The organism is Halobacteriovorax sp. RZ-2, from assembly GCF_043196685.1.
GTDB lineage: Bacteria > Bdellovibrionota > Bacteriovoracia > Bacteriovoracales > Bacteriovoracaceae > Halobacteriovorax_A.
Map to the genome: position 1 here is coordinate 305,101 of NZ_JBEBMR010000001.1, position 24,281 is coordinate 329,381.

The following is a 24,281-nucleotide window of genomic DNA, read 5'->3' on the forward strand; positions in this document are numbered from 1 at the left end:
ACTCAGTTATCAGTGCTGAATGCCAAGAAAACCAATCATTAGAACAAATCTTTGTCCATACCACATTTATATCAGAACAAATAATAAAGAATGGTTTGACATTCCCATGCCTACCGTTTGGAGCTATTGTTTAAAATCAATTAAGTATGCACAAAATCACCACCCAGTAGAGATACAAGCATTTGTCTTAATGACAAACCACTATCACCTCTTAATTTGGACACCAAATTGTGATATCGATCGCTTTATGTTCTTTATGAATTCACACCTAAGTAAGCTGATTAGAAGAGAAACAGGTCGAATAAATCGTATCTTTGGAGATCGCTATAAGTGGTCAATTGTTAAGGACCAAAAGTATTATCAAACTGTATTACGCTATATTTATCAAAACCCCAATCGCAAAGGGATTACACAGCTGTGTCAGGATTATGAATTTTCGACTCTATCTTATGTTATTAATAACGAAGATTTAGGATTTAAATTAAAAGAACCAATAATTGGTGATCCTATAACTTTCCTAGAGTGGGTAAACCAAGAAGACGAAAAATTTTCATCAAATAAAATTAGAGATGGTTTAACAAGGCCTGAATTTAAAATTAAGAATAATAGAACTTCCCGGCGTATTTAGCAGGTGCGAAACCAAAGGAGCATGGCACCTACTCTTTTATGATTGTCGTTGCGTTCATCAAGACAGGATAAGTTTTTCTAAGCTTCTTCCCATTTTCTAATAAATAAGGCCATTCAACGACAACTTCACTAACCTTCTCATCTCCAAGACCAATGTGAATATAAGATGAATTTTGAGGTTGGAATTGGCCAAAAGATGGGTAGTGCTGGCGAGTAAGAGTATTGCCCTTATCAGTATCTGCGATTACCTTCGCACCATAGGCTTCTTTATTAGACTTTTTCCCAATGAGCTTAAGCTTGATAAAGTTCTTTTGCGGAAGCTGATTTTCGAATAAGTAAACTCTTGGCGTAATTCTAAAATCACGAGTATTCGTTTGAATCGTTAGAATATCCATTCTTCCGTCATCGTTAAAGTCTAGGACGACAGTAGAGCTTGGATTGACAATATCAATTCCAAGATCTGGCGCACGGTTAACTAACTCATGATCATTTTCCTGTACAAATGAGACAAGTCTTGAGTGAGGAGGAAAGCCAGAGTTATCAACGATTAAATCAATAAGTCCATCGTTATTTAAGTCACTCCAAAGTCCTCTCATGTCACCTTGGTTCCAATTGGCCTTCGCCTCATCGTTTGTATATTCAGTACGAATGAATGATATCTTTTTAACACCTTTGTTCGTCAAAATACTTGAACGGTCACGAGAAGCTAGATCAAGAGAGTGAGAGATTTCTCCCATGGCGATATCGTAGTAGCCATCATTATTATAATCACCGCAAATTGCAAAAGTAGAGTTTCCGCCGTTATAGCGGCCACCACTAGTGATTGTATCCATGCTGTAACCAGAACTCTGGCCAGCATCAGTGTAGACAATATTTTTCCCACGCTTTGTTGAAAGCCAAAGCTTATTTGGATGGCCTGCAGAGTTACTCGTTAAGATATCAGGAATGCCGTCATTATTGATATCACAAATACTTGAAGAAAAAGTGGGTGCAATATTTATATATGTGCTACCACGTTGATCAAGCTCAGTTGTAAGCGCCCCTGAGATTTCAAAGACCTTGCCCTTCTTATAAGTAAAGAGGCGATTCTCAATTGCCTCCCCTTCTTTATTACGATCAAACCAATTAGCGACAAAGAAGTCTAAGAGTCCGTCATTATCGTAATCAAAGAGGTTAACGTTTGAAATAGGAGCAATGAAGTCAAAGCTTGTCTCACCAAATTTCCTGAAGACGATACCATTATTGCGGGAAGGGCTTCCCTTATATGAAACAAGTGGTTTTTTTGTTAAGGCCGACTTCTGGTTATGAATCCCAGTAACAACATCGACGATTCCATCCTTATCAAGGTCTGCAAACTGTAAGAATGTCACCTGAACATCATCTTCAAAGTAGATATTCTTTGCTTTAACAAAACCTTCATCTGTGGCCAAATAAAACTGAGGCACAGAATAATTTCCATTTAAGAAAACAAGGTCTTCTCTTCCATCGCCGTTAATATCATAAACGTAAACACGCGATGCCTTAATACCACTTAGTCCAAGCTTTTTTGTCACATCGACAAATTTCGAAGATGACTTTGTTGGCCCATAGTTGAGCTTTACTTGTTTAGCTTTTGATTTCTTTTCTTTCTTTTTAAAAACCTTACTAGAACAAGAAGTTACGAGTATGACCGAAGAAAGTAGCAGGAGAGAATATTTCATATCAATATTCTAATAGGCCCCAGCATTTTTTACTAGGGCCTAAGAGATTATTTTTTAAATTGTCTTGAAAATAATTAGAAGTTGATGATATCTAGGCCGTAACCATCATTTGCACAAACTTGATCAGAAGTTTCTTTAACAACTTTATCATCATGTGAAGTCATTGCCTTAAGATTTGTTACAACAACAGCTCTTGCATCTTTTAGTGCGACACGAGCAAGGTTAAGAGCATAGTCTTTCTTGTCTTGTTCGATCTTGTCACTATTAAGGATTGAAGTTGTACGAGAAATTACAGCAAGCATTACGTAAAGGTTCATCGCCATTTCAGCAATTCTCTTTTGTGGAAGCTCATTTCCAATAATATTCTTACCGTACTTCATTAGTGTATTTTCAACTTGAATCGCAAATTGACCAAGAAGAGAGTTAAACTTCCCTGCTTCTTTATCAAGCTTAGCATGATGCTTAGTGATTAGACGTTGCCCAATCATCTTTGATAGACGACCTTTTGCGAAGTTTGTTAAAACACCGACTGACTTAATCGGATCTTGAAGAGCTTTAGAAACGTCTGCCGCCTTACCAAGAGCTTTCATGCTTTCAGACGGGTTTCTGATACCAGAAAGAGCAAGGAAAATTCTTAGAATTTCGTTTGTTCCTTCAAAGATCATATTAATACGAGAGTCTCTCATAATTCTTTCGTATGGATACTCTTTCATATAACCATTACCGGCCGCAATCTGCATCCCTTGGTCAACAACTTCCCAAAGAGACTCAGAACCATAAATTTTACAAACAGCAGTTTCTAGGTAGTAGTCGTTTAGACCTTTACACATATTACCAGTTGTCATGTAAACAATTGATTCTGTTGCATAGATTCTTGCTGCCATTAGAGCAAGCTTATCTTGAATAAGACCAAATTCAGCAATTGGCGCACCAAATTGTTTACGTCCTTTAGCGTGCTCAGTTGCAAGCTTAAGAATTGTCTTCATTCCACCAACACATCCTGCACCAAGTGAAAGACGTCCAGAGTTAAGAACGTTCATGGCAATCTTGAAACCTTTTCCAAGCTCACCAAGAATATTTTCTTTAGGAACAATTACTTTATCAAAGTAAACCGCACGTGTTTCTGATGCACGGATTCCCATTTTGTTTTCTTTTTCACCAAATGAAAGACCTTCCATTCCCTTTTCAATAACAAAACAAGAGATCTTCTCTTTTGTTTCACCATCTACTTCGTGATCTGTCTTACAAAATACTGAGTAAAATTCAGCTGTACCAGCATTTGTGATCCAAAGCTTCTGTCCAGTGATTGTATAAGTACCGTCACCATTATCAACGGCCTTTGTCTTAATCGAATATGCATCAGAACCTGATCCTGGCTCAGTTAAACAAAATGCTGCTAACTTTTCACCTGAAGCAAGTTGTGGAAGCCACTTTGCTTTCTGCTCTTCAGTTCCTTCATTAAGTAGTGCACGATAACCAATCGACTGGTGAGCACCAATCATTGTTGCAACGGCACCATCAAAAGAAGCAACTTCTGCAAAAACGCGACTATAAAGAGTATAGTCAAGGCCAAGACCACCTAGATCTTCATGAACACCCATCCCAAAAAGCCCAAGCTCAGCTAGACCTTGCATTACTTCTGGTGGGATCACACCTTCATGATCCATTTTCTCACCGTCTAAAGTCCCCTCACAGAACTTATTTACAGCGTTCACCATCTCGCGCCCAAAGTCTTGCTGCTCATCAGTAAAACCAGGGTATGGAAATACATTGTCTTCTTTAACTTCACCAAAGAATAGATCTCCAACAATGGAGTCCATCATTTGCTTTTCTTCACTCATCATTAAGTCCTTTTTTAAATCCATCTATGTGGGTAGAAATTTGATTGACTAGAATTCCCTGACATTTTAGCACGACATACGTCAAATAATCAAAGCAAACACTTACTAAAGTTTGTCCGACAAAAACACTCGGTCGCAAATAAAGAAAATTCTTACCGAATATATCAATGGTTGATGCTTTGGGTAAACAACCTTAAAATACTATAAGGTATTAAAATATAAAAACTTTCAAGAAGAAACTTAATGACGAAAAAGAAAGGATTCTTTTCAAAAATTAAATCGAAGTTATCCAAGGAACAGGATGACAGTGAATTTATTGAGCATGAAGAAACTCTTCACGATGGCGAAGAGTATGAGGAAGAGTACGAAGGCGACGAAGGCGAAGTCTACGAAGAAGATGTCGACATCCCTCTTCCCCCCCCTCCAACAGCTCAACTAGATAATCATCAAGAGGAAGATCAAGACGAACATCAAGAAGATGACAACGTATTGGAAGACCCAACTCTAGAAGTCTACATTGATGACCTTGAGGCACACTCTGAAGAAGACGCAGGCTTCTTATCAAAGCTAAAGAGTAAGCTCTCTAATAAATCAAAAGATGACACAGAAGATGAAGACTCTGAAGAATTTTCAGATGATGAAGAAGACGAGCTAGAGGCCGAATCAGGCAATAAGTACAATGTCATGCAACGTATGCTTGATAAGATTAAATCTAAAACTGAAGACTTTGATTTATCAAAAGTTGGCGCTGGAAAAAGAGGAAAAGGCCACCAATCAGGTGCCCAATACTTCCTGCCTAACCTTCTAAGTAATGAGTCTCGTCCAAAGATTCATCACTACTTCTTAATTCTCTTAACTTGTGCCTTCTTATATCAGATTGGAAAGTTTGCCGCTCTTTTTCTAAGTGGAAAAGATAGCAGTGCAAAATTTCAAACAAACTTTAGTCGCCCTACTACATACGACCACAATCCATCGATTGCTAATATTAGAAATTACAACCCTTTCAATATTCAAGAAGATGAGAATGAAAAAACTGAAACAAAAGTTAAGCGTCCAAAGAATGTTGTTAAGGTTTGTCTTTCGGCCGATCAAGAATCAAGACTTGGCTTTAAGCTGCTAAATACGATCGTTCTACAAAATACAAAGAAGTCAGTTGCTAGTGTTTCTAACCGTGGAAAAGTTGAAAATGTTCGTGTTGGTGGAAAGATCAATAATATTGCAGAAATTGGAAGTATCACTCGCCAAAAAGTTATCTTTAAAAACTTAAGAACTGGTGAATGTGAATTCATTGCAAATGTTGACGAGAAAGCGAAACGCTTTGCACGCAAGGCCAATACAAAGATTCTTCCTCCAAGTAGAGCGAAAGAAGTTATGCCGGAATTCAATAAAGATATTAAAGTTGAAGGAAATAACTTTAAAATCAAGAAAGAACTTCGTGACTCTCTTCTAAGTAATATTGGAGACGTTCTTACGCAGGCCAAGGCCATTACAATTAAGAATCCAGATGGATCACTTTGCTTCAAAATGACTGAAGTTAAACCTGGTTCAATCTATTCATACTTAAATGTTCAAAATGATGACATAATTTGTGAAATTAACGGCGCAAAAATCGAGAATATGAATCAAATTATGGGAATGTTTGGAAAAATTAAGTCTACGGACTATTACGAACTCGGTATTAAGAGAAACGGAGTTCAGCAAAGCTACAACTACAATTTTGTCGAATAATTATAGGGATCATGGATGAAGAAACTATTTTTAAATCTCTCAGCACTATCTTTACTATGTCTGGCCGCAGATCCGGCGCAGGCCCAGTTTAGACAATTTAAATCAAAAACGAAGGTTAATCGTGATGCGACTCCTTCCGCTGCCAACCTACTCAATAGTGGGAATGCAGAGTCAGGAAGTGATGCATTTGGTAGAACAGCGACTCAACCAAAGAAGTCTGACGATGCTTACGTTAACTTAAACCCAGAAACTGCTTTTGGGCCAGAGATTGTCACAAGCTTTGATTTTGAAGACACTTCCCTACAAGACCTGACAAAGCATATGCAAAAGCTTACAGGGCTTAACCTTATTATCGACAAGGACCTCAAAGGAAAGATTTCAATTTCAGCACCAACTCCAATTACAGTTGGTGATGCATGGAAAGCTTATTTAGCAGCGCTTAATATGAATGGTTTAACAATGGTTAAATCTGGTGCTTTCTACAAGATTGTACAAGCAAGAGATATTCGCTACATCCCTACAAAGATCTACACAGGTAACTATGTTCCAGAAACAGAAAATTACCTAATGAAGATTATTGCTCTTAAGAATATTGATTCAACAGAAGTTTCTCGTTCATTTAGACCTTTCATGTCTCGTTACGGGCGTATTATTGAAATCAAGCAAACAAATACAATTATCATTCAGGATACTGGTTCTAACATCAATCGTTTAATGAGTTTAATTAAATTCATCGATGTTCCTGGACACGAAGAAACTCTTCAAATTATTCCTGTTAAAAATACTTCCGCTTCTGAAATTGCTAAGCTTCTAGATAAGATTCTAAAAGATGATACATCAAAGAAGACTTCTTCAAGAAGAAGTTCAGATGGAGGTGGGCAAATTATTTCTAAGCTTACTGCTGAGCCACGTACGAACTCTATTATTGCCATGGCCAATTCAAGTGGGGCAAAGAGACTTAAAGAGCTTATTAATAAGCTTGATGTTGAGTTAGTTGCTTCAAATAACGAACAAATCCACGTTTACTACCTTTATCACGGTGATGCAGAAGATATGTCAAAGACATTATCTGAGCTAGTTAGTGGATCAAAGTCGAGATCATCATCGAGCACGAGAAGGACTTCTCGTTTTTCTAGAACTTCAAATGATGACAATAATGAACTATTCAATGCAGAAGTAAGAATTACTGCAGATAAATCAAATAACGCTCTTGTTGTTACGGCCTCACCTACTGACTGGCTTACACTTGAAAAAGTTATTAAGAAGCTAGACCAACCAAAAGACCAAGTATTTATCGAAGGTCTTGTGATGGAAACAAATATCTCAAAGTCTCGTGACCTTGGTGTTTCTATTGTTGGGGCCTACGGTTCTGGTGCAGCTGATAGAGCTGGTTCAATTAACGGAACTTCAGGTTCAATCCTTACTCAGCTAATTTCTGGAACATGGACATCAATTGGTGGTCTATTTGCAGGTGTTGGTCTTGGTAACGAAATTGAAACAGAGATTAATGGTCAAACTGTTAAGATCGACTCTGTTAATGCTCTAATTTCAGCAATTGCAAGTAATGGGGATACAAACGTTCTCTCAACTCCACAACTACTCGTTCAAGATAATACTGAAGGTATATTTGAAGTTGGTGAAAAGATTCCTGTACCGAAGGAAACTCAAGCATCAAATGGTTCGACAACGACATCACTTGAGACACAAAACGTTACGTTAAAAATGAAGATAACTCCTCAAATTAACAAGGTAACGAGATATATCAAACTAAAAATTGACCAAAACTTTGAAGATTTCTCAAGTAGAGCACTCCCATCTGGTGTACAAGCAGTAGGTGTTGGTACTGTTGTAAGAAGTGCCGTAACAACTGTAACTGTTCGTGACCGCGACACAATTGCAATGGGTGGTATGATGAGAGATAAGACAACTGATTCAGTAAGTAAGGTTCCCCTACTTGGTGATATCCCAGTTCTTGGTTGGCTATTTAAGAACACGACGACTCAAACAGAAAAACTTAATATGCTAATGTTCTTAACACCAAAAATTCTTGATAACTATCAAGAAGACGTTGCAAGTACTGTTAAAGAGAGCTTAAACCGTCGTGCTTCTCACCTTAAGGAGTTCCATGGTGAAAAAGATCCATTTAAGTCAACAGCTAAGGGTCTTTATAATAAAGCTCAAAAACAAGAGCAAGGTCCTCTTTATGATGAGCAACGTAATAAGTATTACAAGCAACAAAATCAGGATAGCGTAATGAACGAATCAGTAATTGAGCCAAGCTACAATGACATCGTTCAAAAAGTAAACGCAAAGAAATCTGCAACGAAGAAGGCCCCTGCTGTAAAAGTAAAGTCTTCAAATAAAGAAGTTGTGATTAAGAAGTAATTTAAAAAGGCTTGATGTTAATGAGAAACCAAATGCTAGAAACATTTGAACACGGTAAAGAAAAGATTGGTGAGCTTTTAATTAAGCACACCTCTCTTACACGTGAGCAATTAGATGAGGCGCTAGAGATTCAACAAGAATCTGGCATGCTTATCGGTGAAATCTTACTTAAGAAGAACTATATTCACCCTCACGATATTACAAAAGTAATTTGTCACCAAATTGAAATTCCATATGAGTCTGAAATTGACGTGGACTCAATTGACCCGGAACTTATTACAAATATTCCAATCAATTATGCAAAGACTCAGGAGCTTATTCCAGTGATGGAAACTCCCCGCTTTGTTTCAGTGATTATCACTGACCCTTTCAATTTTGATGCTATTAACGATTTAAGAGAGATCTTTAAAAAAGATATTCATATCTCTGTTGCCCAGCCTCTAAAAGTTAATGATGCCATTAACCGTGTTTATGAGAAGGCCAATAAGAATATGGTTCAGTCTCTTGAAGATGAATTCGATGAGTCTCTTGATCTCGACGGGCCAATTGATATCTTAGATGCAGGAGCTGATGAAGCCCCTGTTATTCGCTTCGTAAACTCAATTATCTTTAGAGCAGTAAAAGAGCGCGCGACCGATATTCACATCGAGCCTTATGAAAAAGAGTCGATTTATCGTTTTCGTATTAACCGAGTTATGACGGAAGTTTTAAGACAGCCTCTTAAGACTCACTCGGCTGTTGCCTCACGTATTAAGGTTATGGCAAAGCTAGATATTGCAGAAAAACGTCTTCCACAAGATGGGCGTATTCCTATTAAGATGGCCGGTAAGGATATTGATATTCGTCTTTCGACGGTACCTGTTCAAAATGGTGAGCGTATCGTTATGAGGATTCTTGAAAAAGATAATAATATTCTTCAGCTAGACCACCTTGGTTTCCATGGAAAGGTTCTAGATGACCTCGATGCCCTATCACAAAGAAAAGATGGGATTGTTTATGTATCAGGTCCAACAGGTCACGGTAAGTCGACAACTCTATTTGCAATGTTAAGTCGAATTAACACACCAGATAGAATGATTATTACAGTTGAAGATCCGGTGGAATATGAAGTACCAGGAATTTCACAGATTCAGGTAAATCATAAGATTGAACTTTCATTTGCCAAAGCACTTCGTGCCATTCTTCGTCAAAACCCTGATGTTATCATGGTTGGGGAAACAAGGGACTACGAAACTGCAGAAATGGCAATTCAGGCCTCAATTACAGGTCACTTTGTTCTCTCGACAATTCACACCAATGACGCTTCTTCGGTTCCAAACCGTCTGATCGATATGGGTGTTCAGCCATTCATGATTGCCTCTTCTCTTTCTGGAGCACTAGCACAAAGACTTATTCGAACTCTTTGTAAAGAGTGTAAGAGGCCAAAAGATATTACAGATTTCGATCTCGAAGTTTTAGGGATTGATAAGATACCAGAAGGTTCAACAGTATACGAAGCCGCAGGTTGTCCAAGTTGTGACAATAAAGGCTACTCGGGAATGACTGTTGTTGCAGAACTTCTAATGATTAACGATGAAATTCGCTCGCTGATTATTAACTCTGCCCCATCTGGACAAATTAAAAAAGTTGCCCAGAAGTACGGAATGAAAACTCTTAGAGACGATGCTATTGAAAAGGTTCTTATGGGAATTACTTCAATTGCAGAAATGAACCGTGCTATTAATATTGAAGGCGAAGACGAAAGTCAGGAATAACAAAGAGTAAGAAGAAATGGCCATATTTGATTACAAAGGTATTGATCGCACCGGAACTGAAAAGAAAGGTAATATCACAGCAGAGAACGAACAGGCAGCAAAGGCCAAGATTCGTGCTCAAGGTATTATGCTTACAGCGATTAAAGAACATAAGTCTTCTAGCAAGACTTCTTTTGAACTAAATTTCGGTAGTACCGTTTCAATCAACGATCTCTCTCTTATGACAAGACAGCTGGCCACTCTTGTCAAAGCAAGGATTCAAATTGTCGAGGCCTTTAACGCCCTCATTGAACAGTGTGAGAACCCGAAGCTTAAAGTTGTCCTTTCAGAGATACGCCAAAAAGTTAATGAAGGTAGCTCCCTTGCATCAGCATTTTCTGACTACCCTAAAATCTTTGATCATATCTATGTCAACATGGTTGAAGCTGGTGAACAGTCAGGAACATTAGACATCGTTCTTCTTCGTCTTGCAGAATTCACAGAAGCGCAAGTTAAGTTAAAAAATAAAGTAAAAGGTGCCATGATGTATCCAATCATCATGCTTCTTGTTGGTGCCCTTGTTATGGGTGTCATTCTCGTCCTGGTAATTCCAAAGATTACAAAAATCTTTGTTTCCATGAAAAAAGAATTACCACTACCGACAAAAATTTCAATTTGGTTATCTGGTTTTTTACAACAATATTGGTGGGCCGTAATTATTGGAGCTTTCGGGCTTTACTGGCTATTTAATCGCTATATTAATACTAAGAATGGTCGTGCTAAGTGGGACTACGTTACTCTGAAACTTCCAGTCTTTGGTTCACTTATCACAATGGTGAACGTATCGCGCTTTGCTTCAACTCTAGCAACACTTTTAAATTCAGGTGTTCCAATTCTTGCTTCCATGAAAATTGTGAAAAACCTAATTGGCAACGTTCATATGCAAGATGCCATTGAAAGTGCTCGTGTTAATATATCGGAAGGTTCTTCCATGGCGGCGCCCCTTGCACAATCAGGATACTTCCCTATCATGGTTACCCATATGATTAGTTTAGGTGAGAAATCAGGTGAACTAGAACCAATGCTTAACATCATTGCAGAAAACTACGAAGATCAGGTAGAATCTAAATTGAGTGGGTTAACATCTGTTCTCGAACCTATTATGATGGTCGGTATGGGTGGAGCTGTTGCCTTCATTGTTATGTCAGTTGTCGTACCGATGATGGAACTAAACTCAATCAACTAAGCTTTTTTAGAGGATATAAAGAAAGAAGACATTTAAGGAGATTTTAAATGAAGAACAATTTTTTTAAGCGCCAAGTAATGAAGAGTCAGGCCGGGATGACATTAATTGAAATCCTAATAGCCCTTACTCTAATTTCATTAATGGGGACATTTATTGCAGGTAAGGTTTTCGACTCACTAGAAGAAGGTCGTGTAAAATCAGCAAACATTCAAATGAAGTCACTAGAGTCACTTCTTAAAGACTTTAGAAGAAAATGTAACTTCTACCCAACGACAGAGATGGGATTAGATTCACTTATCTCAAAGCCGTCTGGAGGACGCGAGTGTAAGAACTATCCACCAAATGGATTTATCGATGCAGATGAAATTCCATTAGACCCATGGGATATGGAGTATGTTTATACTTCAGATGGAAAGACTTACAATATCATGTCTTATGGTAATGATAACGAAGAAGGCGGAGAAGGTTTCGCTGCTGATATCTACCTAAGAGATAAGAAGTAATTTAAATTAAAAGTCAGGGAAGTTATGCATAAGGCACATGGACAATCAGGTTTTACATTAATTGAAATTCTGGTATCCATGGCCTTAGCCTCCCTACTTCTCTACATGGTTGCAGGATCAACCTTTTCCTCTCGCCGCAACCTCGATGACACGATTGAAAATATAGAACGTATTATTCGCTTCTCAAGTGATGAAGCTAGTCTAACAAATAAGTTCTTACGAGTTGGTTTTGATATTGAAGATATCGACCAAAAACTTTCCCTAGAAATGGCCCAAAGTAATGACTTTGTTATCGATATGGACTCGACAAAGAATTATGATGACCTGACAGAGGAAGAACAAAAAGAAGCAAATAAGCAAGGAAGATTTATGCCACTTCCAGACTTTGATGCGAACGAGTTTCGTCCAACTGGTGGAGTTCGTATTGTTGCCATAGGCAGCACCCTGACACAAAAATTACACACAACTGGCAAACCATATGTCTACTTTTACCCCACAGGTGAGAAAGATTCTGTTATAATTATTCTTGCAACTGAAGATGAAATGGTCGCACTATCAACTGAGCCCTACACTCAAGTAATCAATCGTGAATACGTGGGCCTGGAAGATGTGAACTTTTCTAGTGACGACTATATTGAAAAACTAACAACTAAAGCAGAAGAACTTTATAACGAATGGTTAAGCAATTAAAAAATAATTCAGGTTTTACCCTCATTGAGGTTCTTATTGCACTCGCAATATTCGCAGTCTTTATCACTTCATACATCACTGCCCAAGGCTTAAATATTACTGACTCAATGGAGATGCGCACAGAGATTACTCTACGTGAATATGGCATTGAGAAAATGAATGAAATCTTAGCCTATCCGCCAGAGCTAAAAGATAGCATCACGCTCAAGCCAGAGTCTGGAAAATTTGAAAGCAATGACAATATTAGCTATAGCGTCGAATGGAAGAATTTTACTGTTCCAGATTTTGAAAAGATCTCAGGGTCTGAAACACCTGACGATGGTGATGATAGTAATAATGCTATTCAAAAGCAGATTTTTGGCGTTGTAAAAAAGAATCTTGAAAAGCTTCTTTGGCAAGTTAGTGTCACAGTTAAAGATGATACAACTGATGAAACATATACAATTAGTACATGGTTATCAAATGATAAGTACAAGGTGCAGATAAACGGACTCTAGGTTTTTAATGGAAAGCATTGAAAAAAATCATATTCACAAAAATGAAGATGGCTTTACATTAATTGAAGTTCTCATCGCTATTGCTATACTCTCTGTTCTTATGACGGCCATCTACACAATTGTCGATAGTAGTGTAAATACGAATGATCGTGTCACAAAAGAAGATCGTGAAAGACTTCAGTTAGAAATTGGTATGATGCGAATAGAAAGGGATATCGAGTTAATCAACTCTCCCCTTTACTATGAATCATCTAAGGCCGATGACAATAAGGCCTTTGCTAAGGCGTATAACACATCACAGTCCCAATCTCAGTCAAGATCAAGACTTGGTGGTTCAAGTCAACAACAGCAACAACAGCAGCAGCAATCAAAAAAATATGTCATGACGACTCATCTTTATAAGAATAAGAATTTTGATAACCTTTCAGCTGGTAATGTTCCTATTCCAATTCTTTTAAATGAAGAAAAAGGCTCTCTTGTTTTTCTATCATCTGCCAACCGCAGACTTGTAAAAAACATGAAGCAGTCTAATTTAATGTGGGTACGTTACCGTGTTGTGACAACCTCGACAGAGGGCCAAGACGAAGAAGAAAAGAATACAGAGGCCCCTTACTCACTTACCAGAACTGTCATCCCTGTTGATATTTACAATAAAGATCTCGACTGGGCCAAGGCCAAAGAATATCCAGTGATTGAAAATCTTAGAGATTTCTCCTTTGAGTTCTACAGCCCTGAAAAAGAAAAATTTGTTTCATCTCTTAGAGAGTTAAATAAGCTAAGAAATACACCACGCCTAATTCGTATGAATATTGATTATGTTTCAAAAAATGGTGATGAGCTTCAACTTAACCGAACGATACGTGTTATGTGGCCAGAATTTAATTCTAGCGAAGACTTAAAGGAAAAGTATGACTTTAAAAAATAAGAAGACAATACTTAGAAATGAGTCAGGAATTGCCATTATCATGGTAACGACCGCTGTTGCTATTTTAACAGTACTACTTGCACAGTTCACTTACGAAACAAAACTTAATAAGATTAGAATTCAAGGACAAGTTGATAAGGTACAAGCGAAACTAAACGCTGAAGCAGGACTTCACTACGCTCTTTCTGTGCTAAAAGTTTACCGCGAAGCATGGAATAAACTTGAAGATAATACTTCTCTTCAATCGACTATTTCAAAAAGTGATATTGAAGCAATTGCCACTCAGCCTTTTATTGTTCCTATTCCAGTATCAACAGAGCTCAATGCACTACAAAAGAATGCCATTGCAGAATTTGAAAAAGAATCTCTCATTCAAGGCTCAATTTCAGTGAGTCTAAAGCCAATCACAGGCTTTCTCAATCCAAATACATTAAGAGTTATTAAGCCTGTCAACGGAAGCTCTTCTCAGTCATCTTCAAGTCAAAGTGGTCAAGAAGGTTCAACAATTACGCCACACCAATTTATGGAAAAAACGTTTACAGATATGCTTGAGAGAACTTTTAGAAATGAAATTGAAAATAATGAAGACTTTGCCCTTCACTATTCAAACTTAGACCCAAAGCTACTTGTTAAAGAATTAAAGTACTATGTTTCAGGTAAAGAAGATTACGATGAGCCTGAAAAGGCCGATATCGAAAGAACTTATCAAAACCTTGGTGTGGAAGCAAAGCATGCTGCCTTTGAAACTGCTGATGAACTCTACTCTCTTGCTGGTTGGGATGATGAAATCGTGAACTTAATCAAGGATCGAATTTCTATTCACAATGTCTCGGTAATTAATGTTAACGAAATTACAATTAATCAGCTTAAAGTTCTTTTTCCAGAGATGTCAGACGTTGCCCTTGAAGAGTTCTTTAAATACCGCGACGGTGATGAAGAAAATGGAACATCACCAAGTTCATTTAAAAGTGATAAGGATTTTAAAGAGCTAATCACAAATCGAATTGGTGCAGTTGAATCTTCTGACTTTGATAAGAGAATCAAGGAATTCGCCGATGCCGATATCATTATTGGAACAGGTGGAAAGTTATTTAAACTAGAATCAATTGGTAGCTATGCTGATACGATCTATAAGTTGACTGCTTTTATCGACTTACCAATTAAGCCCCAAGCTCCATCGACGACATCCCAAGGCCAGAGTGGACAGCAGGCCGGCGGCTCCCAAAACCCAGATGAAGATGATGACGGTGGTAACGGACAACAACAGTCAGGATCTGCTTCTCAAGGACAAAACTCCACAGGAAAGAGCTATCTCTTACGCCCAAGGGTTGTTGAAATTCGCACTTATTAATGGCAAATTTTTCATTCAAAAAAAAACAGCAAAGTTATTGAAATTTGGTAAAATAAATTTATGAGTATTTTAGTAATAGACTGTGGTGCCTACAGTATTAAATTTGTTGAAGGCCGAGTACACAAAAAAAGATTCATTATTGATGATATTGAAGAAGTTCTACTCGAGGATGTTCGTGGCCCTAGTGACCAAGAAGTCTCTGTACACGAGCTTCAACAAAGAATCATCTCTGGTTTTCTAAAAGACCAACACTATAACGGTCGAATTATTACTCAATTACCTAACGAGTTTTTAACGAATCGTTACCTTGACCTTCCAGCAAAGAGTAAGAAAGATGCGGAACTAATGATCCCTTTCCAACTAGAAGAAGATCTACCATTTAATATTGCTGATACTCACTATATTGTTAATCTTTATAAGAAAATTAATAGCCAATTTTCTGCTATTGTTCAAATTGCAGAAAAGAGTGTTTTTGCAACTTATCGAAACTTTCTACAGGCCTATCATACTGTACCTTCAAACTTAACTTCGGAACTTAGTATTTACCAAAGTTTTGTCGAAGAAAAGAAGTTAGAATCAAATGTTTGTATTCTCGATATCGGACATCAAACAACGAAGGCCTATTTAGTTTATAACGGTATTATCTACACTCACCATATTTCATATGTCGCAGGTGCGGCCATTGATGAGGCAATTTCTAAAACTTATAATATCGGTCCGGCCGAAGCTAGAATTTTCAAACACGAAAATAGCTTCTTCTTAACAAAGTCACAACTGGACAGCGTAACAAAAGAGCAACAAGACTTTGCTCTGATGATGCACCATACTTTTAAAGACCTACTCTCTCAAATTGATCGCTGGTTATTAGGTCATCGAGTTAAAACTGGTCAAAGCATTGAACATATCTATTTAACAGGTGGCTGTGCCAATATTAAGAATATCGATAATTATATTACAGAAAGACTACATGTTAGTGTTTCACAATTTATGACTCCAGGTCTTGAGAGAATGGTTTCTCCTCAGGAGTACAACTCTCTTACACTCGCCTACACAATGGGTGCTTCAAACACATATAGAGAGCCTGCAAAAAACTTTTTCACAAAAGAGTTTGCATCGGCATTAAAAGATGGAATTAAGTTAGAAAATACAATTTTTACTTTCTATCGTCTTGCTCTTGTCTGCCTAATTCTTTGTGCTGGTTTTTTAGTAGAATCACTTTATTTCGTAAACCGCGACATTAAGTCCACAGATAGAGAGATTAAAAAGCTTATCAAATCAAGTGATCTTAATATTACAAAAAAACAGGAAAGATATCTTAGAAAATCACCTGATAAATTAACAAAGATCATTAAACAAAAAAATAAAGCAATCGAAGTTGATTTAAAAGTATTAGCAGGTGTGCCGAAGTCCAGTGCTCTTGCAAATCTACATACTGTTACAAGTGCAATTAAAAGAAATGAAGAAGTTTCTCTGACAAAATACAAAGGTGATCTTAACTCTGGTTTTGCACAATTCCAAAGTAAGAGTGATCGCGATACAAAGCAATTACTTAAAGTTCTTAAAGGCCTTAATGTAAACGACGCTAATATTGACGACTCAAATAAAGATAAGATTACAATTAGCTTTAAAGGTAAATAATGACACAGAAAAGCGTATTTAAAGAAATTGATGTCGCTATCGATAAGCAAATTGAAGAAGCTAGAAACTCTGGTGTTTTTCAATCATTTGCTGATCAACTCCGCTCTTTTTCAGAAACAGAGCAGAAAATTATTAACCAGGCCCTTTCTGGTCTTGTCATTATTATTCCAATTATCGCTCTTATTGGTGTTTTTATCTTTAGAACCATCAAAGTAAATGATCTAAATACAAGAAAAGAATTAGAGCAAACAATCATTAGCTTTAAAGAAGGCAATATTAAGCTTAAGGCCCAAGAAGGCCCTATCGTAATCAATGAAGCAATTTATGAAAAGTCTGACTTTATCAGTAAATTAAATAACGCAACTTCAAGGCTTAATATTAAAGGAAATCAACTTAATGTTGATGGCTTTCAAAAAGAAAACCTCGGTGGTTCAATTAACCGCATTGAAACAAGTATCATGATTGAGAAGTTCACAAATAAGGCGTTTGTTGGCCTCTTAAATGAACTTCATCGCAAGTTTAAGATCATCATCACAGAGATCGACCTAGAAAAAACAGCAGATGGAAAGTTCGTTTCAGGAAAATTCCTTGTTGAATTTTACGCAAAGGTTAATTAATGCAGGAAAATTTAGGTAATCAAAAGAATAATATGAGTGAAGCAGCAGAACAAACAGATGTTTATAAGATCAATAAGAAGACAATCTTTCTAATTTCTATTTTCGCCTTCTTGTCATTGTTTTTTGGTTTTATCTTTAACTTCTCTGTCGAAGACAAGATTATGAATCTTGTTTACGATGGCCTACGAAAGAATCGTAGCTGCCCTATCTACTATCAAAGTGCTAGTTTAAGCTACTTTTTACCAGGGATTAATTTAAAAGAGATTGATATTTCATCTCGCTGTTTAAACTCACGCTCTGGACTTTTAGTTTCAGAAGCAGATATTTCTCTAGGACTTCCAAGTATTGCTCCAATGGGACTTACTTTCAATACTGAAATTAATAAGATCGCAGGGCTTGATAATCAGATCAACGTCAAATCAATTCATAATTTTTCAACTCAATACGTGAAGGTTGAAAATACAGTTATTAGCTTTGATGCTCTTGCTCCACTAATGAATAACTTTAAACTTGATGGAACAATCAATCTAAATGCTCTTGTTAGCACAGACCTTAAGGCCATTAAAGACCTTGATATCTATCTAACGTCGAAAGACTTTACGATTCCAACACAAGTTATCCAAAGCTTTGAGCTACCTACTCTTGCAATTAATAATCTTTCTTTCAAGGCCCACTCTGAAGACGGCGGAGCAGTTGAAATTCAAGAGCTTATTATTGGGGACAGTAACTCACCTATTCGTGCCAATGCCAGTGGTACTATCACTCTTGATAAAAGAAATATCAGAAACTCTCGTCTAGATATCGAAGCACAGGTAAAGTTCACGCCAGAGTTTATTGAAAGTTTCGCTATTATCAATCTTCTTCTAGGCAATGGTACTCCTGATGAGCAAGGTTTCTATCACATGAAAATTGATGGTACTCTTGGACGTCCAAACACACCGAAAATGATTAAGCGCTAGTTGACTAAAGGCCAACTTTAAAGCATCTTAATTCAATGCAAAATCAATCTGTATTAGAGCTTAAAGAAGCAAGGCAGCAAATTGAAGCTGACCTAAAATTATTTATCGATCAGAATAATTATCAAAATTTCTTTAGTGAGATTTATGATTATTCCCTCTTACCAGCTGGAAAGTTATTTCGCCCTATGCTCGCTTATGCAACAGCTAAAGACTTTGGTATAGACTTTAGTGATGAGAGGCTTAGAAAGTCAGTTAAGAGCTTCTCATGTGCATTAGAAATTCATCATACATATACACTAATTCACGATGATATGCCTTGTATGGATGACGATGAATATCGCCGTGGACGACTTTCAACTCATGCAAAATTTGGCCAATGGCAAGCACTCCTTGCAGGAGATGCACTTCAATCTCTTAGCTTTAATTTAATTAATAAGATTAACGTAAAGAATAAATATGAGATTCTAAATTATGCTCATTGGTGCTTAGGAGCAAAAGGTCTCATCCTTGGGCAGGCCTTAGATCTTGGTCACCACATGACAGAGAGCTTTAAGAATCTAATCCTCACTCATAAATTAAAAACTGCACGTCTTATCCAACTTTCAATTGTTGGCCCTTATCTTTTCAACGATGATGCATATTTAGAGACGGCCAAAGCACTACACCGCTTAGGTCACCATATGGGAATTGCCTTTCAACTTCTTGATGATCTTTGTGAACTTGAAGATGAAGTATTAAGTGAGCACGAAGAGGCCATTAACCCATGGAAAACAAGAGGACAGGATTGTTTTGCAGAACTACAATCTAATCTTGAATATATGAAAGTATTTTTTGAAAAGTACGCGTGCGAAAATATCCGTTTAGTATACGGAGAATATCTTGGAAAGATACTTAGTATTATTGAACCTAATAAAGAAACTATAACTGGTCATTTAAATGTAGAGACAGGCGCTAGGCCCGCCTCTTTAGATCCAATTATTTCTTTGTTGAATACTTTGACTCTTTAGGTTCAATTGATTAAGGATGCTCTTTGCTTGCTCAAGTTTATCTAAATCAATATTGTAATTTGCAACTTTTGATTTAGAAGACTTTGCAGGCTTTGTATTTAATTTCTTCTTAGAAGCTCCACTAGTGTCTTTAGAAAGATCAAGTTGACCTCTTAAAACTAGCTTAGCTTTCTCAATAGTCATTTTCTCTTCAAATAGAAGGCCTTTAATTTTTGCCAACATTTGAATATCTTTTTGTTCAAAAAGTTTTTGACCAGTTGAAGAAACGAGAGGTGAAATTTCATCAAATTCACTTTCCCAAAATCTTAAAACGTATGGCTTTACACCAACGATTGAGCAAACTTCATCAAGTTTAAATAACGATTTCTGTGGAATCGATAATGTTTCTAGCATTTAAAATCCGTTTTCGCTCTCATAGTCATCATCAGTATCATTTCTGAATGATGTTAGTGCTTTTGGAGTTCCTTCCTTAGGTGCAATTGAAGTGTCTTCCTTACCTTTATCGTCGATACGGTGTACGTAACGTCCAGTAATATCTTCCTTTAAAACCTGTGATGGTTTAAAAGTAAGAACACGTCTTGCAGAAATTTCCATCGCCTCACCTGTTTGTGGGTTACGGCCAACTCTTGATGCTTTATCGCGAATTGAGAAGTTTCCAAAACCAGAAATTTTTACTTTTTCCCCGCGGGCCAAAGTATCTTTAATTACCTTAAAAACTAAGTCAACAAGATCAGAAGCTTCCTTTTTAGAAAACCCTGCTTCCTTATAAACTCGTTCGACAATATCAGCTTTAGTCAAGCTCATTGCATTCCTCCATGAATCAAAAGAACCTTTATATATTAATAGGTTAGCAGAATTATGAATATTTCACAAAAAAAATTTTGTGGGAAATATATTTCATTTTAATAACTTAGCCTTTTATGGCGTTAACCCGTCAATTAAGCCAGTTTTAAGAAAAGCTTAAGTTGAGCAACTAAATAAATACCATGTACTATGTTTATATCAACTTCTTCTTGTCAAATTGGCGTATTGACATGAACAATCCCCAGCACAAGTACTTACTTCTGCTGGGGATTTTTTTTTACATATTTCCGACTTTTTTACTTAGACTTTTTCTTTACGGCCTTCTTCTTGGCCTTTTTCTTACCAAGCTTTTCCTGGTCCTTGGCAATCTTCTTTAGAAGCTTGTGCTTTTCAGCATCTTTCTTCTTAAGCCAATCAGTTAACTTTGTATCAACTTCATTTAGCTCTTCCACAAGTTTCTTAGCAACAAGCTTTGGAGACTTTGCAATTTTAGTATACTCATTTAGTCTCTTAGTCTCATCTTTAACAAGTAACTTGCGCTTCTCCACTTCATCCTTTGTCATACGATAAATTGGCATATCTGCTAGATAGTCAGAATAGACATATTTTTTCTTATCTAGGTATTCAACAAATGACTTTCTATTCTTAGACTTTGTCGCTTTTTCATATTCTTTATTTTTAATGAACTTAATGATTTCATTATTCTTCGTAATCGAGTCCTTAAGGTCAAGACATAGAAGTTCATAGCGACGAGTAACGACCTTAAGTCTTTCACCAGTAAAGATCTCAATAATCTCTTCGGCCTGATCAAAGATCTTAACTCCTCGCTCAGAAATTAGCGTGTAGTTTGGTGATAAAGATGAAGTTGCTCCAACTGTATCCTGAACTTCTTTAAGAGTAACTTCTTGTCCTTTCTTAAAAAGAAGCTCAATATTGATTTCGTTATCAACTGATGCATCAACGAAATCCTTAATGAATCCACTATCAATGAATTTTGTCAGGTGACGATAGATTTTCTTAGCATCATATCCACGTGGAAGTTCTGTAATAAAAAACTTTCCATCTTTTTCTTCGATACTCATTTCAAAAGTTAGCTTACCGCTCTTCTTATCAACATGAATAGGAAGTGAGTAATTATGAACATATGGCTTAAGCTTTTTCACTTTTCCCGTTTCAATAAAAGAGATCATCGATTTGATTAAGTCTTTATGATGAAAGCTTGGAATCGTCGAAGAGAAACCAGTTCCAATCCCCTCTGCACCGTTTAGTAGCATAAGAGGAAGTTTAGGAAGAAGTCCAACAGGCTCCATTGAACGTTCATCATAATTTGGAACCATTTCAACTTGGTTCATATCATCAAATAATAAGAGATCTGACACCTTACCTAATTTACACTCAATATACCTACCGGCCGCAGGATCTGTTTCCATTCGCTCACCGAAGTACCCTTTCTTGTCAATTAGTGGATAGTTATTTGAGAAGGTATAGTCTTGGGCCATATTAACAATCGCCGATTCGATTGAAGCTGGACCGTGTGGGTGTAGAGTTAGAACTAAACCAGTTGCCGCAGAAACTTTTAAAAGTCCCTTCGACTGATTCTTCCATAGAGTATAGAGAATACGTCTTTGACCTGGCTTAAGGCCATCTTGAAGATATGGGATCGCTCGATCCATAAGAGTATAGATCTGATATGTGCGATACTCATCTCTTACGATATCTTCTAAGTTTACTGATTCAAGTGAATGAAGATAAGTTTCTTGCATTATTTATTTCCTTCCTAATACTTTTTAATCAAGGTAATCAATCATGTCCGCTAGGCCACCAGTGGCCGCTTTTTTAGCGACGGCCTTTTTGGCCTTTTTCTTTGCAGCTTTTTTGGCCGTTTTTTTTGCGGCTTTCTTTGCAGTTTTTTTGGCAGTTTTCTTTGCTGTTTTCTTTGCCGCTTTCTTTGCTACTTTCTTGGCGGCCTTAGGCTTTGTTACAACCTTATCTTCAGAAATCGCTTCAGACATTATTTCAGATTGATCTTCATCAAGAAGTAGATCTTTTCTTAGATTTGTATCCTTACCAAAACAGATATTAAGCATCTCCTTGGCCTTAGACTTCTGGTCTATTACAATCTTAGTGTACTCATCCTTAGATAAAACATACTTCCAGGCCTCTGGTGACATCTCACCAAGTCCCTTATTTCGATGAATTTCTTTAATCTTTACTTCACCAGCATCTCTAAATTCTTCAAGTTCCTTATCTGACTCAAAATATAGAGTCTTCTTATCTGTCACGACTTCAAAAAGAGGAGCTTTAGCAATTTGAATTGCACCCATCTCAAATAATTCAGGCCAGAACTGGTAGAAGAAATTAGTTAAAAGTGTATTAATGTGTCCACCATCAACATCCGAGTCGGCAAGGAAGACAATATTTGAATAACGAAGCTTCTTTTCATCAACTTCTTGTCCTAGAACAAGACCAATTGATGCCATGATGTCAGAGAATTCCTGATTATTTAGAATATCTTTGATACCAGCTTGAGCAACGTTCATCGGCTTACCGCGAAGAGCGATTCCACCTTGATATAATTTATTACGAGCTGACCTTAGACCACCGATGGCCGAGTCCCCCTCACAAATAAATAGTGTACACAGCTCACGCTTCTTTCTTTCGTTAGCATCAAGAAGCTTTTCAACTCTTTGTCTTTTTTGCTTACGGCCTTTTGAAGCTGCTTCTTTTAGAACCTGATACTTATGGCGAGACTTCCCTCTTTCAATAACGACTTCAAGATAGTCCTTATTTTTTCTCATGAACTTATCCATCGACTTGCTCATTAGTTCTTCAAGGGCCTTCTCAAGATGTACATCACGAACGAGCTTACGTTTCGTTTGTGACTCAAATCTTGGGTTTGGCATTGTCACACCAAGAACGAAAGTTAGGCCAGAAAGAACATCATTATCAACTAACTTGATTTTCTCTTTCTTTGCCTGACGCTCTAACTTGTCTTTTACAGCATTGATAAAGATTCTTCTTACACGATCATGGTGGAAACCACCGTCATATGTAGGAGTAGAGTTAACAAAAGAGATAAACTTTTCTCTTTCCTCGCTTCCTTTATCAATTGTTAGAGAAAGAGACATATCGATCTTTCCCTTAACTTTTTTCTTTTTCGTATTTATTGTCTCGTAGATATAGGCTGTTTCACCAAAGTCGTGAGCATTTTCCTCATCAATTCTTTGAGCTAGCTCATAGAGCCCTTTTTGATAGTGATACTTTTCACCGTTAAAGTAAAAAGCAAGACCAGGGTTATTATAGGCAAGGTCAATGATACGCTTTCTTAAAAGGTTTTCATCGATCTTATTGTCTTTGTATACCTCTTTGGCCAGTGTTACTTGGATTGAAACACCTGAAGCACCTTTAAAGGTCTTCGGCTTAGTTTGTGAAACCTTAAGAGCACCATCGATGAACTTCGTTGTTTGCTCTTTTTTTGAGTTATAGTGTTTAATCGTAACAAAAAACTCATCGGCCGTAAGACAAGTTGCAGCGGCCCCTAGACCGTTTTGTCCAAGAGTTCGATGGAGAAAGCCTTTCTCATCAGTTTCTTCATCTTTAAATTTAGAACCAGTTCTAAACTCAGAGTAAACTTGTTTCACTTTATTTAGTGGAAAACCAATTCCGTTATCAGCAACAGTAACTGTTTTTCCGTCTTCACTTAGTGAAGTATGAATTTCTGTAACGTGTCCACGATAATATTCATCAATACAGTTATCTAAAAGCTCTTCAATGGCCTTTGACTTTGCTTGGTGAAATTTTACCGTTTTAAAATCGACTGACTTATCTTCGTAGACATATGTCTCTAAATCTTCAATATCATTAGAACCAAAGACGAGCGTAATACGGTTTCGACAGTGCCATCTTTGATCTTTACTCTCAATGACAGCGTCTTTCGTCTTACCTTTACGATTCACTTTTTCAATGCTGCGTCCCATGCTTAAATTTTCCCCTATCTTAGCTTCGTGCTATAATGAATTTACTATAAAGA

Annotated in this window: 20 protein-coding genes; 14 read left to right on the plus strand and 6 right to left on the minus strand. The window is 37.1% G+C overall.

Annotation, left to right across the window (positions count from 1 at the left end; all coding sequences use genetic code 11):
• The first annotated feature begins 19 nt into the window (after window positions 1-19).
• On the plus strand, window positions 20-628 hold the full coding sequence (locus tag ABMA78_RS01350) for a transposase (protein WP_392856298.1): 609 nt from the start codon (window positions 20-22) through the stop codon (window positions 626-628).
• Window positions 629-656: 28 nt separating this feature from the next.
• Here ABMA78_RS01350 and ABMA78_RS01355 read toward each other — a convergent pair whose 3' ends face one another.
• Together ABMA78_RS01355 and ABMA78_RS01360 are read right to left on the minus strand one after the other, a co-directional pair.
• Window positions 657-2,327, minus strand: coding sequence for a CRTAC1 family protein (locus tag ABMA78_RS01355; RefSeq protein ID WP_392856300.1), 1,671 nt, complete (start codon window positions 2,325-2,327; stop codon window positions 657-659).
• A gap of 74 nt (window positions 2,328-2,401) precedes the next feature.
• Window positions 2,402-4,168: an acyl-CoA dehydrogenase family protein gene (locus tag ABMA78_RS01360; RefSeq protein WP_392856301.1), complete on the minus strand. Its 1,767-nt coding sequence runs from the start codon at window positions 4,166-4,168 to the stop codon at window positions 2,402-2,404.
• 243 nt (window positions 4,169-4,411) lie between these two features.
• On the opposite strand from ABMA78_RS01360, the gene ABMA78_RS01365 reads away from it, so the two are divergent.
• From ABMA78_RS01365 to ABMA78_RS01425, 13 genes are read left to right on the plus strand one after another with little or no spacing between them, the layout of a single operon-like run.
• Window positions 4,412-5,896: a hypothetical protein gene (locus ABMA78_RS01365; RefSeq protein WP_392856303.1), complete on the plus strand. Its 1,485-nt coding sequence runs from the start codon at window positions 4,412-4,414 to the stop codon at window positions 5,894-5,896.
• Window positions 5,897-5,911: 15 nt separating this feature from the next.
• On the plus strand, window positions 5,912-8,281 hold the full coding sequence (gene gspD, locus ABMA78_RS01370; RefSeq protein WP_392856305.1) for a type II secretion system secretin GspD: 2,370 nt from the start codon (window positions 5,912-5,914) through the stop codon (window positions 8,279-8,281).
• A gap of 14 nt (window positions 8,282-8,295) precedes the next feature.
• A complete protein-coding gene (locus ABMA78_RS01375) occupies window positions 8,296-10,035 on the plus strand; it encodes a GspE/PulE family protein (protein WP_392856306.1) in 1,740 nt (579 codons plus the stop codon).
• 16 nt (window positions 10,036-10,051) lie between these two features.
• Window positions 10,052-11,260, plus strand: a complete 1,209-nt coding sequence (gene gspF / locus ABMA78_RS01380; protein WP_392856309.1) for a type II secretion system inner membrane protein GspF — start codon at window positions 10,052-10,054, stop codon at window positions 11,258-11,260.
• A 47-nt stretch (window positions 11,261-11,307) separates the two neighbouring features.
• Window positions 11,308-11,763 carry a type II secretion system major pseudopilin GspG gene (gene gspG / locus ABMA78_RS01385; protein WP_392856311.1) on the plus strand — a complete coding sequence of 152 codons (456 nt, stop codon included), beginning with the start codon at window positions 11,308-11,310 and terminating at the stop codon, window positions 11,761-11,763.
• A gap of 24 nt (window positions 11,764-11,787) precedes the next feature.
• Complete coding sequence (locus ABMA78_RS01390; protein WP_392856312.1) at window positions 11,788-12,453, plus strand: Tfp pilus assembly protein FimT/FimU; 666 nt, start codon at window positions 11,788-11,790, stop codon at window positions 12,451-12,453.
• Window positions 12,438-12,950 carry a prepilin-type N-terminal cleavage/methylation domain-containing protein gene (locus ABMA78_RS01395; RefSeq protein WP_392856314.1) on the plus strand — a complete coding sequence of 171 codons (513 nt, stop codon included), beginning with the start codon at window positions 12,438-12,440 and terminating at the stop codon, window positions 12,948-12,950. The genes ABMA78_RS01390 and ABMA78_RS01395 overlap by 16 nt, the downstream gene beginning before the upstream one ends.
• Window positions 12,951-12,957: 7 nt before the next feature.
• Window positions 12,958-13,875, plus strand: a complete 918-nt coding sequence (locus ABMA78_RS01400; protein WP_392856316.1) for a type II secretion system protein J — start codon at window positions 12,958-12,960, stop codon at window positions 13,873-13,875.
• A complete protein-coding gene (locus ABMA78_RS01405) occupies window positions 13,859-15,226 on the plus strand; it encodes a hypothetical protein (protein ID WP_392856319.1) in 1,368 nt (455 codons plus the stop codon). Before ABMA78_RS01400 ends, ABMA78_RS01405 begins: the two co-directional genes overlap by 17 nt.
• A 60-nt stretch (window positions 15,227-15,286) precedes the next feature.
• Window positions 15,287-16,864, plus strand: a complete 1,578-nt coding sequence (gene pilM / locus ABMA78_RS01410) for a pilus assembly protein PilM (RefSeq protein WP_392856321.1) — start codon at window positions 15,287-15,289, stop codon at window positions 16,862-16,864.
• Window positions 16,864-17,481, plus strand: a complete 618-nt coding sequence (locus ABMA78_RS01415) for a hypothetical protein (RefSeq protein WP_392856323.1) — start codon at window positions 16,864-16,866, stop codon at window positions 17,479-17,481. The genes pilM and ABMA78_RS01415 overlap by 1 nt, the downstream gene beginning before the upstream one ends.
• On the plus strand, window positions 17,481-18,440 hold the full coding sequence (gene gspN, locus ABMA78_RS01420) for a type II secretion system protein GspN (RefSeq protein ID WP_392856325.1): 960 nt from the start codon (window positions 17,481-17,483) through the stop codon (window positions 18,438-18,440). The genes ABMA78_RS01415 and gspN overlap by 1 nt, the downstream gene beginning before the upstream one ends.
• Before the next feature lie 35 nt (window positions 18,441-18,475).
• On the plus strand, window positions 18,476-19,447 hold the full coding sequence (locus ABMA78_RS01425; protein WP_392856327.1) for a polyprenyl synthetase family protein: 972 nt from the start codon (window positions 18,476-18,478) through the stop codon (window positions 19,445-19,447).
• On the opposite strand, the gene ABMA78_RS01430 is transcribed toward ABMA78_RS01425, so the two are convergent.
• From ABMA78_RS01430 to ABMA78_RS01445, 4 genes are all read right to left on the minus strand, one after another.
• Window positions 19,406-19,840 carry a MerR family transcriptional regulator gene (locus tag ABMA78_RS01430; RefSeq protein WP_392856328.1) on the minus strand — a complete coding sequence of 145 codons (435 nt, stop codon included), beginning with the start codon at window positions 19,838-19,840 and terminating at the stop codon, window positions 19,406-19,408. The two genes, ABMA78_RS01425 and ABMA78_RS01430, sit on opposite strands and share 42 nt — an antisense overlap.
• Window positions 19,841-20,245, minus strand: a complete 405-nt coding sequence (locus ABMA78_RS01435; protein ID WP_392858006.1) for an integration host factor subunit alpha — start codon at window positions 20,243-20,245, stop codon at window positions 19,841-19,843.
• A gap of 302 nt (window positions 20,246-20,547) precedes the next feature.
• A complete protein-coding gene (locus ABMA78_RS01440) occupies window positions 20,548-22,014 on the minus strand; it encodes a DNA gyrase subunit A (RefSeq protein WP_392856331.1) in 1,467 nt (488 codons plus the stop codon).
• Window positions 22,015-22,038: 24 nt separating this feature from the next.
• A complete protein-coding gene (locus ABMA78_RS01445; RefSeq protein ID WP_392856332.1) occupies window positions 22,039-24,228 on the minus strand; it encodes a toprim domain-containing protein in 2,190 nt (729 codons plus the stop codon).
• Window positions 24,229-24,281: the final 53 nt, after the last annotated feature.